This is a genomic window from Frankia sp. CgMI4 (genome assembly GCF_001756285.1).
In the GTDB taxonomy this organism is placed as follows: Bacteria; Actinomycetota; Actinomycetes; order Frankiales; family Frankiaceae; genus Frankia; species Frankia casuarinae.
In genome coordinates this window covers 16,802-30,340 of the sequence record NZ_MAQZ01000051.1, presented here as the reverse complement: position 1 = coordinate 30,340, position 13,539 = coordinate 16,802, and the positions used below count along the sequence as shown (strand labels likewise).

10 protein-coding genes are annotated in these 13,539 nt (G+C 70.9%); 4 read left to right on the top strand and 6 right to left on the bottom strand.

The window, feature by feature from the left end; translation table 11 throughout:
- Window positions 1–74: 74 nt before the first annotated feature.
- Window positions 75–1,283 (bottom strand): glycosyltransferase family 4 protein, encoded by a 1,209-nt coding sequence (locus Manayef4_RS06880; protein ID WP_070131031.1) that lies wholly within the window; start codon window positions 1,281–1,283, stop codon window positions 75–77.
- Window positions 1,284–1,403: 120 nt separating this feature from the next.
- Between Manayef4_RS06880 and Manayef4_RS06875 the strand changes: the two genes are divergently transcribed.
- Complete coding sequence (locus Manayef4_RS06875; RefSeq protein WP_011435729.1) at window positions 1,404–2,153, top strand: class I SAM-dependent methyltransferase; 750 nt, start codon at window positions 1,404–1,406, stop codon at window positions 2,151–2,153.
- On the opposite strand, the gene Manayef4_RS06870 is transcribed toward Manayef4_RS06875, so the two are convergent.
- The gene (locus tag Manayef4_RS06870) at window positions 2,132–3,010 is read right to left on the bottom strand and encodes a glycosyltransferase family 2 protein (protein WP_070131053.1); all 879 of its coding nucleotides are present in this window, start codon (window positions 3,008–3,010) and stop codon (window positions 2,132–2,134) included. The genes Manayef4_RS06875 and Manayef4_RS06870 overlap by 22 nt on opposite strands.
- A gap of 261 nt (window positions 3,011–3,271) precedes the next feature.
- On the opposite strand from Manayef4_RS06870, the gene Manayef4_RS22575 reads away from it, so the two are divergent.
- Both Manayef4_RS22575 and Manayef4_RS06865 read left to right on the top strand, forming a co-directional pair.
- Complete coding sequence (locus Manayef4_RS22575) at window positions 3,272–3,709, top strand: sortase (RefSeq protein WP_083282318.1); 438 nt, start codon at window positions 3,272–3,274, stop codon at window positions 3,707–3,709.
- Between the two features lie 433 nt (window positions 3,710–4,142).
- On the top strand, window positions 4,143–5,957 hold the full coding sequence (locus Manayef4_RS06865) for a bifunctional diguanylate cyclase/phosphodiesterase (protein ID WP_070131030.1): 1,815 nt from the start codon (window positions 4,143–4,145) through the stop codon (window positions 5,955–5,957).
- Between the two features lie 113 nt (window positions 5,958–6,070).
- On the opposite strand, the gene Manayef4_RS06860 is transcribed toward Manayef4_RS06865, so the two are convergent.
- From Manayef4_RS06860 to Manayef4_RS06845, 4 genes are all read right to left on the bottom strand, one after another.
- Complete coding sequence (locus Manayef4_RS06860) at window positions 6,071–7,693, bottom strand: Gfo/Idh/MocA family oxidoreductase (protein WP_070131029.1); 1,623 nt, start codon at window positions 7,691–7,693, stop codon at window positions 6,071–6,073.
- Window positions 7,690–8,460, bottom strand: coding sequence for a protein-tyrosine-phosphatase (locus Manayef4_RS06855; RefSeq protein ID WP_254665499.1), 771 nt, complete (start codon window positions 8,458–8,460; stop codon window positions 7,690–7,692). The genes Manayef4_RS06860 and Manayef4_RS06855 overlap by 4 nt, the downstream gene beginning before the upstream one ends.
- A gap of 66 nt (window positions 8,461–8,526) precedes the next feature.
- On the bottom strand, window positions 8,527–10,815 hold the full coding sequence (locus Manayef4_RS26585) for a TylF/MycF/NovP-related O-methyltransferase (protein WP_308726842.1): 2,289 nt from the start codon (window positions 10,813–10,815) through the stop codon (window positions 8,527–8,529).
- Window positions 10,812–12,044, bottom strand: coding sequence for a glycosyltransferase family 4 protein (locus Manayef4_RS06845; RefSeq protein WP_070131027.1), 1,233 nt, complete (start codon window positions 12,042–12,044; stop codon window positions 10,812–10,814). The genes Manayef4_RS26585 and Manayef4_RS06845 overlap by 4 nt, the downstream gene beginning before the upstream one ends.
- 368 nt (window positions 12,045–12,412) lie before the next feature.
- Between Manayef4_RS06845 and Manayef4_RS06840 the strand changes: the two genes are divergently transcribed.
- Window positions 12,413–13,495 (top strand): UDP-glucuronic acid decarboxylase family protein, encoded by a 1,083-nt coding sequence (locus Manayef4_RS06840; RefSeq protein WP_070131052.1) that lies wholly within the window; start codon window positions 12,413–12,415, stop codon window positions 13,493–13,495.
- Window positions 13,496–13,539 lie beyond the last annotated feature (44 nt).

The window sequence follows — 13,539 nt, the reverse complement described above, 5'->3', positions numbered from 1 at the left end:
TCCGGCTGTTGGCCGCCGATAGCGTTATGGTTACCTCTGGTCGATATTTGATATTCGTAATCCGGATCCGGGAGTCACGCCGATCCGGTGGGAGCATCGGCCCGTGGCGCCCCCCGCCGGGTTCCGGTGCCCGTGGGCTGGACCGGGATGTCCCGGCCCTCGCTGGTCGGTAGCCGTCCGGTCAGGGCGGTGAAAACCGTGCGGAGGTAGTCGTCGGGCCGAGTGGCGGCCTCGGCCCACTCCGCGGCGCGCCGGCCGACGCGGGCCAGTCGCGCTCGGTCGGCGAGCATGCCGTGCAGGACGTCCGCCAGCGCCTGCGCCGACTCGTCCATCGGCGTCTGCCCGGTCACGCCGTCCTGGTAGGCGTCGTGGCTACCGCCTGAGGCGGGTCCGACCACCGCGCACCCGGCGAGCTGCGCCTCGAGCAGCACGATGCCGTAGCCCTCACCGCTGATCCGTGGCCCGCGCGAGCGGGTGCGGGTGCACAGCGCGAACAGGTCGGCGGTGGCGTAGAGGCGTGCCAACGCGTCGTCGGTCGGGGACTCGTGCAGCTCGGTGTCGGGGTGCGCGGACACCAGCTCATGCAGGGCCCCGGGTGCCGGGCCCTGCCCGGCGAACACCAGCCGGACCGGGCCGAGGGTGGCCCGGACGGACTCCACGGCCTCCAGCAGGACCCCCGCACCCTTGYCCACCCAGTCACTGAGCCGGAACACGCTCAGCATGGTCGGTACGGGGGACAACGGCCGGCGGCGGTTCGCCTCGGCCAGCAGGGTCGCCCGCCACGTCGGTGAGATGCCCGGCCGGAGGATGGGGGCCAGACCCAGCGTCGACAGCGCGCCGGCGCTGTAGGAACTGATCGTGACCGGGCGCAGGAGCGGGTCGGCGCGCAGGATCGCGCGGTCGGTGCGGCGCATGCCCCAGATGTCGGTGCCGTAGAGCAGCACCGGGCCGAGACGGGCCCGGGACAGTCGGAGGGCCGCCGCCGCGACAGGGATGAGGTTGGCGTGCCCGGCGACCACGCTGTCGGCCTGGCCGAAGCGGCGCGCCGCGGCGAGCGCGCGCGATGTGAAGCGCGCCCTGATCGCCGGGGTCAGCTCGACGCCTGGCTCCAGCATGTCGACCCGCAGGAGATCGGCCCCACCGGCCCGCAGTGTCTCCTCGATCGTCGAGAGATAACGCTCGATCCCGCCACCGAGGCCGCGGGAACTGCTCAGCAGTAGAACCCGGGCGGGTCGATCGGTGAGGGAGGCGGTCGGGGCGGTGGATCGACGCGAGATCTGCACGGAGAGTGATTTTAATGTCTCTCCAGGTGCTAGTCCTGTGCTGCGGAGCGTGTCATAGTAACGTTTCGAGTTCTCTTGACTGCCTGTAGCTTCTCCGATGATGGCGACAAGGGGTCGTGTATGGAAGCCGATCTGCGGTACCGCAACGGTGGTAACCCGCCTCTCCTCGATCTGATCGACATACCGGCGGGTAAGGCGCTGGATTGTGGGTGCGGAGCCGGGGACAACGCGCGGCTGCTGCGGGCCCGGGGCTGGCGGGTGACGGGGGTGACGATTGATCCGTCCGAGCGGGCCGCCGCCACGGCCGAGTGCGACCACGTCGAACTCGCTGATCTGAACGCCGGGCTGCCCTTCGTCCCCGACGGAAGTCACCAGCTCGTGCTGCTTTCCCACATCCTCGAGCACCTGGCGGATCCGGTGCCGTTGCTCGTAGAGGCCCGGCGGGCGCTGGCACCCGGCGGCCGGGTCCTGGTGGCGCTGCCGAACGTGCTGCACTACCGGCAGCGCGCACTGTTCCTGCGGGGTCGGTTTGAGTACACCGAGACCGGTCTCATGGACGCTACCCACCTGCGGTTCTACACTGTCAACTCGGCCCGGCGGCTGTTGGAGGACAACGGACTGCGCATCGTCGCCACCGCCACCACCGGTGGTCTGCCGTGGTGGCGCACCCGTGAGCTGCTCCCCGGGGAGCTGGTGCGGCGGTGGGATCGTCGCGTTCTGGACCGGTGGCCGAACATGTTCGGCTGGCAGGCGCTGTTCCTCGCGGCGCCACAGGTGACGCGCCGGACCGGCGCATCCGGCGTTGCCGTGGTGCGGCAACGGTCCGCGCCGTCTGGTGACCAGCCCGACTACGGCCAGCTTGTCCAGTGAGCGGCGCGCGGCTCGTCGTCACGTGCCTCTCCCGGCGGGGGAAGCATCGAGAGACCGTCCAGCAGGCCGTGGAGGACGAGGGCCGAGGTCCGGGTGCCGTGCCCGAGGAGCATGTCCAGCGCGACGGCGCGGGGTAGCACGACGACCGCCGTCGCCAGAGCGATCAAGGCGGCCCGGGCTCGCCATCCGCGGACCCGGGCGAACCAGAGCCGGTTGCGCACCCCGTAGTAGGCGTCGCCATGCCGGGGGACGGTCGTGCTCCCGATGCGCTGTGCACGGTGCGGACTGACCACGACGCTCCATCCGGCGTCCCGGACGCGGTAACAGAAGTCGACATCCTCGAACCCGAGGTAGTAACGGCCGTCCAGGGGGATCCGCCGCAGGCAGTCCGCCTTGACGAACATGATCGTGCCTGCGACCCAGTCGGCCTCCAGGGGGCGGTCGCCGGGGGGACRCCGGRCCTTYGGCGCAGCCAGGACCGGGCTTAGCCGCGCCGGGCCCGAGCGCMGACCGTCGTTGTCGACCAGTGTGGGCGCGACCACGCCGATGTTCGTCCCGGCCAGCAGATCCWGGCAGGCGCGCAGCGCCAGGTCCGGGATCCTGACGTGGTTGCCTATCAGGAGATAGGCCTGCGCGGCGGGGTAGCCGTGGCTGGCGAGCCGGAAGCCTCCGCCGAGACCGAGGTCGCGGGGCGGCAGGATCCAGGCGACCGAGGCCGGCAGGTGGTCGGGTCGGTCCGACCGGTCGTTCGCGACCACCGCCACCTGGGCGATGACGGGGCTGCCGTCGAGCCATCTCGCAAGCTCCACGGTCGGCCGGTGCGGACCCCAGTGGACAATCACCGCCACGGTCTTCATCGGACCCCCTGCGTCGCTCGGGTAGAGCATCCGGTCCGGCGGGCGACGAGCCTCCACGGCTCGGAATGAGTATCGAGGGTAACAGAAGTGCCTCTGCATGTAACGGTGAGTGAGGTTCGGGGTGCTGGTGTGACCCGCCGGCGTGGTCCCCGCGCCCATCCGGCCTGCCGGTCCGGTGGACTCCCGGCGGCACGCGCCGGCGAGGGGCCGGCGATACTGAGTGCTCCATGATTCGGCGTGCTCCATGATTCGGTGTGCTCCATGATTCGGTGTGCTCCACGATTCGGTCCAAACCATTCGCCGGCCATTGTGAAAGGTGTCCCCGCCACCGTCCTGCGCCGGGGTCCCGGACATATGCCGGGGACCGCCATGCCCGATGAGCTGGGGAATGTCGTGGTTTCCGGACATCGGACCGCATATAGAAAACCGTTTAGTCGTCTCGATGAGCTGAAGGTTGGGGATCCCTTCMCCGTCGAGGTGCGAGACCGTTACCACGCGTATCGCGTCACCGAATCTGAGGTGGTAGCGCCGACTCGGTTCGACGCCACCTGTCCGATGCCCGGAGAACCCGCTGAGGTGCCGGGCAAGGAGCTGATTACTGTAAGATCTCCGCCCCTGGCGGGGATTTCCCGGAACGGACACGGTGTGGTCCCGGGCGGCAACGGTTTGGATTTCGCCGGTGCCCTTCACGGTGATTAGTGTTACCCGGCGGTTGGCCAACGACGGTGTCGGCGGCCACGGACCGAGCCGATGCCGGTGGAAAGTCGGGCATCGGATACCCTGCGAACTGGCGAACGTTACGCTCGGATAGCGCGGGGATAAACCAGGYGCGTGATGCCGGCGGCGGTGACGTCGTGGGCGGCCATCCTCGACCGGCTGCGGCGGCTCACCCAAGGACGCAGCTCACTCAAGGACATTGCGGGATCGGCTTCGGGGGAATTCGATGAATGGGCGGGATCGGATACGGCGTGGCTCGACGATCCGGCACGGCGGTGCGGGCCGCCCGTCGGGTAGCCGCCGATGGTTGCGCCACGAGGTCGAGGCGGGGATGGCTGTCCCCGGGAGCACGCGGACCGGCGATGTCGGTCCGCGTGCTCGTCCAGGTCATGGATGCGCTGCGGGCGGAGCGACGATGGTCCAGTCAGTTTTGTTCCGGTCGGTGTTGCCCCGGTCGATGCTGGTCCGGCCGGTCTCGGGGGTCGCCGCCCTGATGGGGGGTGCGCTGGGTCTGCTTCTGGGACTGCTCTGTCTCATCGGCGGATGGGGCGGGCCCGCGCCGTCGCCGGTCGCGTTGTCGTGCGTGGTGCTCGCGGCCGCGGCGTTGTCGATCGCGGTGGCGATCCTCGCCGCGGCGGTCTGGCCGGGTCCGAACGGTCCGGCCGACGCGAACGGTCTGGCCGGTTCGGCCGGACCGGACATCCAGCCGTGGGATCCCCGGGGAGGCGTGGGCCGTGCGTGGCCGCGGCGCGGCGTGGTGGATGAGCTGACCGGGCTGCCGGGCCGACGGTACTTCCTCGACGTCGCCAGCCGTTGTCTCACGGGTGGTGAGCACCGGGCGCGTGGCGCGACGTCCGTGTCGGTGCTGCTCATCGATCTCGATCGGATGCGTGATGTCAACGGGGCGCTCGGGCATGAGCATGGGGACCGCCTGCTTGCCACGGTGGGTTGCCGGCTACGCGGAGCGCTGCCCGGATCGGATCTGCTCGCCCGGGTGGACGGCAACGCGTTCGCCGTGCTGTTGCGCGGCGCCGATGTGGCCCGGGCCGAACAGGTCGCTCGGCGGTTGCGGGAGGTGCTGGAACTGCCCGTTCCACTCGCGGGAACTCCGGTGCGGCCCGAGGCGAGCGTGGGGATCGCCCATGCCCCCGAGCACGGCCGTGGCGCGCTGGAGCTCTTTCGTCACGCGGAGGAGGCGATGTACCTGGCGAAGGGGGGCCGTCACGGGCAGACCGTCTACGCCCGCGACCATCCACCGATCAACCGTGCCCGCCTGCTGCTGCGGGCCGAGGTGCGCCATGCGCTGGACTCCGGCCAGATCGAACTGAGTTACCAGCCCAAGGCGGATCTGCGCAGCGGTCGGATCAGCGGTGTGGAGGCCCTCGTCCGCTGGCGCCATCCGGTCGACGGCGTGCGGCAGCCCGACGCCTTCCTGGCGGAGATCGAACGTGCCGGGTTGATGCCGAAGCTCACCGTGCAGGTCCTCGACCAGGCCTTGGCCGACTGCGCGCGCTRGCACGGCCGGGGTGCCCCGCTCGCGGTGTCGGTGAAMGTCCCCGCGTCGGTCATCGTCGACCGCGCCTTCGTCGGCGTGGTGCGGGCCGCGCTCGCCCGGCACCGGCTCCCGCCCTCGGCGCTTGTCATCGAGGTCACCGAGGACTCCCTCATCGTGGCGCGGGAGCTGGCGCAGGGAACCCTGGCGGGGCTGCGCCGGTTCGGTGTGCGGGTCAGCCTGGACGACTACGGCACCGGCTTCTGTTCGCTGTCGTACCTGCGCGAACTGCCGGCCGACGAGGTGAAGCTGGACCGGACCTTCCTGCGTGACCTCGACCGCGATCCGGCCGCGGCCGAGATCGTGCGGTCCACGGTCTCCCTGGCACATGCGCTGCGGTTACGGATTGTCGCCGAGGGGGTCGAAACGCAGCGTTCCTGGACCTCTCTCGCCGCCTGGCAGTGTGACGAGGTCCAGGGGTACTTTGTGTCACGTCCGATGGCGGGGGAACGAGTCGTCGGCTGGTTGCGGGAATGGGGCAGCAGGCTTGCCGTCCATCCCGGGACCGCGCCGCGCGCCGTGGCGGGACCGGTCGACACCTGCGCGGCACAGTCCCCGATCTCCCCAATCGTGGCACCGGCGGTCGAGGCCGTCGCGCCCACGCGGCCGTCAGCGGCGGGACCGGCAACCCGGCGGGCGGTCGGGCGCCGGGTGCCGGCCGACCTTGCGGCGTCCTGATGGCGGGCGATGGCGTGGCGGTCGCACCGGGCCCGTGAGGGCGGTCCGATTCGGGGGTCCGGGCGCCGTCGGCACCAGGACCCCGATGTCCCCGATGTCCGTGATTCCGGTGATCAGGGTTCGGGCCCATCCCGGCCGGCTGCGGCGTCCAGCCGTAGCGTGAGCGCGGCGACGGCGGCGATCTGCCGTGCGTCCTCGCCCGGGGMGCCGGCCACGATGCCCGCGCAGATGTCGCGGTACATGGCCGGGTAGCTGTCGAGCCGGTTGACTCGCCGCCGCCGCAGGATGTGGGACCCGGCCTCCGCGGTGTACTGCGAACCGTCGACGATGGTGGCCGTCACGCCGTTCGCGCGCAGCTGGGACTGTTCCCGCAGACCGTGCCGGCTGCCCCCGGCACTGGTCAGCACGAGCGAGAGGACCGCGTCGTTCTCCAGCTCGACGTACACCGTGAAGGTGTCCGTGCGGGAGCGGGCCACCGTGCTCCGGCGGACCGGCGCGAAGTCGTTGAGCCAGAGGAAGTGGTCGATCCAGTGGCAGCCGTTACTGACCAGCCGGGTGCGTGAGGACGGCCAGCGGTACCAGTGCCGGCGGGGAAGCGGTTCCTCGTACACCACGGCACTGTAGATCAGCGGCTCGTTGCCGTCGGCCAGGCGCAGGTCGGAGCGCAGCCAGGCGTTCATCGGGCTGTGGCGTCGCTGGAAGCAGGCGAACAGGCGCCCGCCGGCGTGAAGGAGTTTCACCAGCCGGCCGAGATCCTCCTCTGTGGTGACAACGGGCTTCTCGACGACGGCCACCGAGCCGAGCCGCAGCGCATCCCGGGCCAGCGGCGCGTGCGTGTGGTGGTAGCCCGCGATGAGGACGACGTCGGCCCGCTCCCCGTCCCGGAGCAGCGCCGCGGTGTCCCAGGAACATCGGTCCGGTCGCCGGGTGCCCAGCTGGACGGGGTCGATCTCATGCACACCGACGAGGTCGAGGTGATCACGGACGTGCGGGACGATCTGCGTCTTGGCATAGTGTCCCAACCCGAACAGGACAGCGGTGGGTCGTCCGGACGCGGATGGCGGGCCATAGCGCCGGGTGCTCTCCGTGATCGGACTGACCCCGGCGAGTGGACGATCCCCGGGGCGGGCCCCGGTCCACTCGGTTGCAAGCCAGGCGACGAGACGGTCGACGGCGCCGGGGTCCACCGGTGCTCCCGACATCGGGGACCAGCCGATGAGCGTGTCGTCCACGGCCGGGAACGCGGTCGCCGGCCGGGCCCGGTAGACGACCGCGGATCGCGGTGGCGGCGGATCGGGGCTGACGAAGCCGAGTGGGTCGGCGGGAGCGCCGGTGGGGCCGCCCGGCCCCACCGGGCGGACGAGGTCCTGATGCAGGACGACGCGTTCCATGCACGCCGGGTGGCAGGGGGCGACGAAAGCGACGGTCGTTCCCGTCGGCGAAGCCGCCCCGCTGACGGGTGGGACCGCCTCGATCAGGGTGCCCAGGCCCATGCCGAAGTAACGCTGGTTGCGGTCGCGTTCCCGCAGCCGGCTGGCCGTTTTGCGGGCGACCGCGCGGATGCCGAACTCGCGGGTGTAGGCGGCGAGGGCCCGGCTGCTGCCCGCCCTGACGAAGAACTGACCGTCCACGGGGAACAGCGTCACCCAGATGTCCGGGCGGATCCGGCAGTGGCCGGGCAGGGGGGTCTCGTCGAGGAAGCCGGCCAGCCACCGGTTCCCGATCAGGATGTTCATCCCGGTGCCGGGGTCCGGTCGACCGGGACATCCGCGAGGCCTGCCGGGCCTGCCGGGTCTGCGGGGTCCGTAGGCGTGACCGCCAGTCGTTCGTGACACGCCTCCGCCAGCAGGGCCATCGGCCGTGACAGCGTCTCTTCGATCATTCGCGCGCAGTTCTCGAACGCATCCCGACCGCCGTCGAGGGGGTCGGCCAGGTCGTCGAGGGCAGCCGGTAGCGCGTGGCCGGCGRCCCGGATCCGCCGGGCCGTGGCGGCGAGATACTCCCCGGCCGCCCGTGTCCCGCCCGGGGGGATGTCGGCGGGGCGGACTCCGGAGGTCAACCGTCCGAACTCGCGCAGGGTGAAGGTACGGCGCATGGCCCGTGGCACAAGGCCCACCACCGTCGAGCGGTGTGCGCGGGTCGCGCACAGCACCAGATCGCTGGCCTGGACCAGATCCGGTGTCAGCAACCTTGCCCGGAAGCCGGACGGGTCGAGCCCCCGCGATGTCAGGATCGCCGCGGCCTGGGGGTACATCGCCTCACCTGCCCGGGCGCATACTCCCGCGCTGCTCACCAGAAGGTCCCCGGCGGGGCTGGGTGGATGCCATCCCTCGGATGAGGACTCGTTACCCCCGGTCCCACCGGATGCCTGCGCGCCGGCCGCGCCGAGGCTGATCTGGTCCAGCGCGGCGCTGAACCGGGCGGCGGCGAGATGCTCGGCCAGGGGCGAGCGGCAGACGTTTCCGGTACACACCATCAGTACTGCCCACGGTCGTTGCCGCACTGCCACCCCTTCCTCCGTCWTCCCTTTCCTCCTCTCTCCGCCGGGGTCGGCGGGGCGCGGACCAGCTCAGCGCGACCGCGAGGGCTCGCTCCGGCGCCAGTAGACGCAGGTCCAGTCGACTTCGATGATCGGCTCGGTCACCCCGTGGGCGGCCCGGTAGTCCTCGACTGCCGCCCGGCAGCCAGGAACGGCTCCATAGTCGTCAACGATGCAGAAGCCGCCGTCGGAGAGCTTCGGGTAGAGCGCCGTCAGCGCGTCGGTGGTGCTCTCGTACATGTCGCCGTCGAGGCGCAGGACCGCGAGGCGCTCGATGGGCGCGGTGGGCAGGGTGTCCCGGAACCAGCCGCGCAGGAAACGGACCTGATCGTCGAGCAGGCCGTAGCGGCGGAAGTTGTCCCGCACCTGCTCGAGGGACACCGACAGCTCCGCGTACTCGTGGTGGCGGTCGCCGGTGTCGGCGGCGTAGCGCCCCGGATTGGGCGCGGGCAGGCCGGCGAACGAGTCGGCGACCCAGACCGTGCGGTCGGGGACGCCGTAGGCGGCGAGCACCCCGCGCATGAGGATGCACGCGCCGCCCCGCCATACCCCGGTCTCGATGAAGTCGCCTGGGACGCCGTCGACGATGACTCGTTCGGCGCACTCCTGGAGGTTGCGCATCCGGCGGTCGCCGGTCATCGTGAGCGCCAGCCGTGGCCAGTCCCGGCCGTCGGTCCGGGCGCCCGGTGCGCTCCTCTTGACGATTTCCATTCCCTGGCTGCGGAAGGCTCGTACCAGCATCCTCTTCGCGCCGGTGCGCGGCTCCCACGCACCGCCGTCCCGACCATCCCAGAGAGAGCAGGTCAGCGTCGCGCGAAGCAGATCGAGGTACCGCACCGAGGTATCGGAAAGATCGTGACGGGCGACGGTCGGGTCGTGCGGGGCGACGGTCGGCGTCGTGGTCATCGTGGCTCCTGATGAGAGGGGTGAGCGCGGAAAGGGGATGGGACCGTGGGCCGTCAGGCTCCGTTCGCTGTCGGGTGAGGCGCCGTCCAGGGGGACRCTGTCGGGTGAGGCGCCTGCCGCGCGGGCGAGCAGGCGGGTACTGGCCAGGTGCAGCGACACGGCCGAGGCGGTGTAGGTGATCCCCGACACCGCGGCCACGATCGGCAGGCGGCCGTCGTGCAGCGCCGCCGCGAGGCCGAGCACGGTCGACAGCGCGACCGGGACCTGGATGGCAAGCACCGTGCGGGCGGCACGGAACCCGAGCAGCACATGGGTGAGCAGGTAGTCGACGGACTGCGGGATGGTCGCCAGCACGAGGACCTGGGCGGCCGGGGCGGCGGGGGCGAACCGCGTGCCGTAGACGATGCGGATGGCCGTCGGCGTGACGAGGGCGATCGTGCCCGCCACCGCGGCGGCGAGGGCGACGGTGGCGATGACCGCGCGGCGCACCACCCGGGCCCGCTGCCGGGGATCGACCAGGGTGCGGAGCCGGCTGAACATCACCATGCCGGTCGCCTGGCAGACGGTCGTGCAGGCGCCGGCGACAGCGACGGCGACGGCGTAGAAGGCCACCTGCTCGGCGGCCAGGAAGGTGGCGACGAGCAGCATGTCCAGCTTGTAGATGAGCTGGGCCCCGACGACGGTGCCGTAGGCCCCCAGGGCGGACCGCATGAAACGGCGCCGGGGCAGCAGGCGTCCCGGCCGCGCGAGGGCGGGAAGGCCGCCGAGCACCGCCACGTGGTACCCGAGTGGGGGTAGCAGGGCCGTCACGCCGAGGGTCAGCATCCACAAGCCTGGATCGCGGACTCCCCTGCCGGCGAGCGCGGCGAACGCGGCCAGTGTCGCCGCCGCCGGTAGCAACCGGACGAGCTGGAACTCGCCGGTCATCCGACCGCGGCGCTGCGCGAGCCCGGCGGCGTTGGAGGCGGCCACGGCCGCGGCGGTGAAGCAGGTCGCGCCCAGCACGGCGACGGCGTCCCAGGCGGCTCCCCGCCCGGCTCCCGTGCCGCCCGAACGGCCCGGGCCCACAGTGATCAGCATCGGCACCACGGTGAACAGCACCGCGGCGAGCAGCGCCGACGCGACGGTCTGGGTGAGCAGCGGGCCGAGCAGCGCGCGGTCCTCACCGTCATCGGTGACCAGCGTCTGGGAAACACCCAGGGCGAACACCATCGCGAGCATGCCCGCCCAGGTCTGCAGCGCGACGAACTCGCCGCGGGCCACCGGCCCCAGAGCGCGGGCGGCCAGGACGCCGGTCGCGGTCCCGACGACCAGCGTGCCCGCGTTGCCGGCGAGTACGGCGACGGTGGAGCGGGGAAGCCGGCTCGCGAGCGGGCCGGTCATGACGGCCCGGCGGCTGACGGCTCTGGTCATCCGCGCCGAGCGGTGTCGCGCACATGGGCAACGGCGCGCAGGAAGCCGTCCACGGACGCGGCGAGCTCGATGTCGCCGATCACCTTCTCCGACTCCTGGGCCATCCTGGCCAGGACGTCGGGGCGCGCGCGCAGCTCCCCGAGGATCCGTGCGAGCGCGTCCACATCGCCGACCGGGTGAACCCGGCCGTTGCGGCCGGGACGGACGTCGTCGGTCGGGCCGGTGGAGCCCACCCGGTCGCTGACCACCACCGGCAGGCCGCAGAGCACCGCCTCCTTGACCGCCAGCGGATGCGGATCCCGCTCGGCGGGGTGCAGGTAGAGGTCGCTGGCCGCGTACAGGCGGGGGAGCCGTTCCTGGTCGGCGAATCCGACCATCCGCAACGCGCCGCCGAGCTCGGCGGCCACCGCATCGAGAGTGGCGCGCAGCACTCCGTCCCCAGCCATGATCACGATGATTTCCCGGTCGACCGGACCCCGGGGCGTGYGGGTGAGGATGCGCAGTGCGTCCGCGATGTCGAGGGGGCGCTTCCGAGAGATCATCTTTCCGGCGAACAAGGCGACAAGGGCGTCCGGGGCGATGCCCAGCTCGGCGCGGATCGCCGTTCGATGCTTGTCCCGATGCGCCAGTACGGCCCGCAGCGCCGTCTCATCGGTGGGATACGGCGTGCGGAACATGCGGGTGGCGGKGACTCCATAGTGGGCCAGGTACGCCTCGTTGTTGTCGCCGATCGTGAGGAATGCGCTCACTGAACGCATCAGGTGGGGCAGCGTGAGCCGTTTGACGGCGCGGACGGCTGGGGTTCGCTGGCCGAGGAGCTCGCTGTCACTGATCATGAGGGCGGGTACGCCTCGTCGCCGGCACCAGGCGAGCGCCGCGAGGGAATGGGCGTACCGGTATCCGTAGACGAGCACGCATGCGGGGCGCAGTCGGTCCAGGGCCGCCCAGGTCCGGGTAACCATCTGCCGGGTGACGTCGGGCTGCCGCCAGCCAGGGCGCAGCGGCAGGTCCGCGATGAACTCGTKGTGATAACCGGTTACGACGTCCGATTTCCACTGCACGTCGAGGCCGAAATCCGCGTCGAAGTAGCGTTCCAGGCCCGATCGGGACAGGAAGAGCACCCGAAGATCCACCTCGTGTTCGGTCAACGCCCGGTACAGCGGCGCGAAATGCTGGATCGCGTGCGATACGACGACTGCCACCGTCGTCGACCTGGGGACGGAGGTCATGAGCCGGCTGTTCCTCCTCGCAATGACCGCTGATCGGACCGGGTGGGCCGTGCGCCAGTACGAATCGATCCGACTCTGTCACTCAAAGTATTAATCGAGCAACTGTCTGTAGATGCGTGTCGTGGGTCGCGGATCGCGGGTGCCGAGTGGCGGTGGGGCCTGAGTGGCGGTGGGGCCTGAGTGGCGGTGGGTGGYGGTTGCGGCGTCATCGGGTGGAGACACGCGGGTTCCCCGCCGTGGTCGTCCTCCTTCTATCACTGTCAGTGATAGAAGGGGGGCTGTCCGAGGGGCGCGCAGTGTCGTTGTCGACCGATGGCGGTACGTGACGCCCATGGCCCGGCTTTCCTTACTCACGGGTGGTGGTTGGAGTGACCAGGCGGGTCGTCGTCGCCGGCGGGGCCGGCTTCCTCGGAAGCCATCTCTGTGACCGCCTGCTGGCTCGGGGTGCCGAGGTGATCTGCGTCGACAACTTCCTCACCGGCCGGCCGGGCAACATCGACCATCTTCGGAGGCATGGCGGGTTCCGCCTGCTGCGGCGGGACGTGACCGAGCCGATCGACGTCACTGGCCCGGTCGACGCCGTGCTGAACTTCGCCTCCCCCGCGTCCCCGGTGGACTATCGGGCCCTGCCCCTGGAGACTCTGTCGGTCGGTGCGTCGGGTACCGCGAACCTGCTGGATCTGGCATATCGCAAGAACGCCCGGTTCCTTCTGGCCTCCACCTCGGAGGTCTATGGCGACCCCCGGGTCCACCCCCAGCCGGAGGAGTACTGGGGCCACGTCAATCCGATCGGTCCGAGGAGCATGTACGACGAGGCCAAGCGCTTCGCCGAGGCGTTKACCACCGCCCACCGCGCCACCCACGGCACGTCCACCGGGATCATCCGGATCTTCAACACCTATGGGCCGAGGATGCGCGCCGACGACGGGCGTGCCATCCCGACCTTCATTGCGCAGGCCCTGCGTGRCCAAGCCGTCACCGTTGCGGGCGAGGGTCGCCAGACCCGGTCGCTGTGCTACGTCGACGATCTGGTGGAGGGGGTCGTGCGCATRCTGGACAGCKACCTTCCCGGTCCGGTKAATCTCGGCAGTCCCCAGGAGATGACGATCATTGATGCGGCGCGGCTCGTCGTGGAGGTATGCGGGGCTGACGTCCCGATCACCTTCGTTCCGCGACCGCAGGACGATCCCACCGTGCGCTGCCCCGACATCACGCTGGCGCGGGAGGCGCTTGGATGGCGACCCCTGGTGGACGTACGGGACGGGCTTGCCCGCACCGTGGCCTGGTTCCACGGACGTGTCGAGCGGCCGCGGTCCCCGTGGCTGGTGCCCCGTCAGGAGCCGCCGGCAGGCTCGGACGTGCTGGGCGGTGACCGCGACGGGTTCACCGTGCGGACYGGTGAACCGGGGCTGGCGGTCAAGGTGGGTGAGGACGACGCGACGGATTCGTGACCTCAATCCATTGCTCTTTGTAAGACGTCGACTACTTTAAGTAT

Excerpts from the sequence above, each read along its gene's own strand:
- Manayef4_RS06875 (WP_011435729.1), top strand. The coding sequence starts at position 1,404 with ATGGAAGCCGATCTGCGGTACCGCAACGGTGGTAACCCGCCTCTCCTC.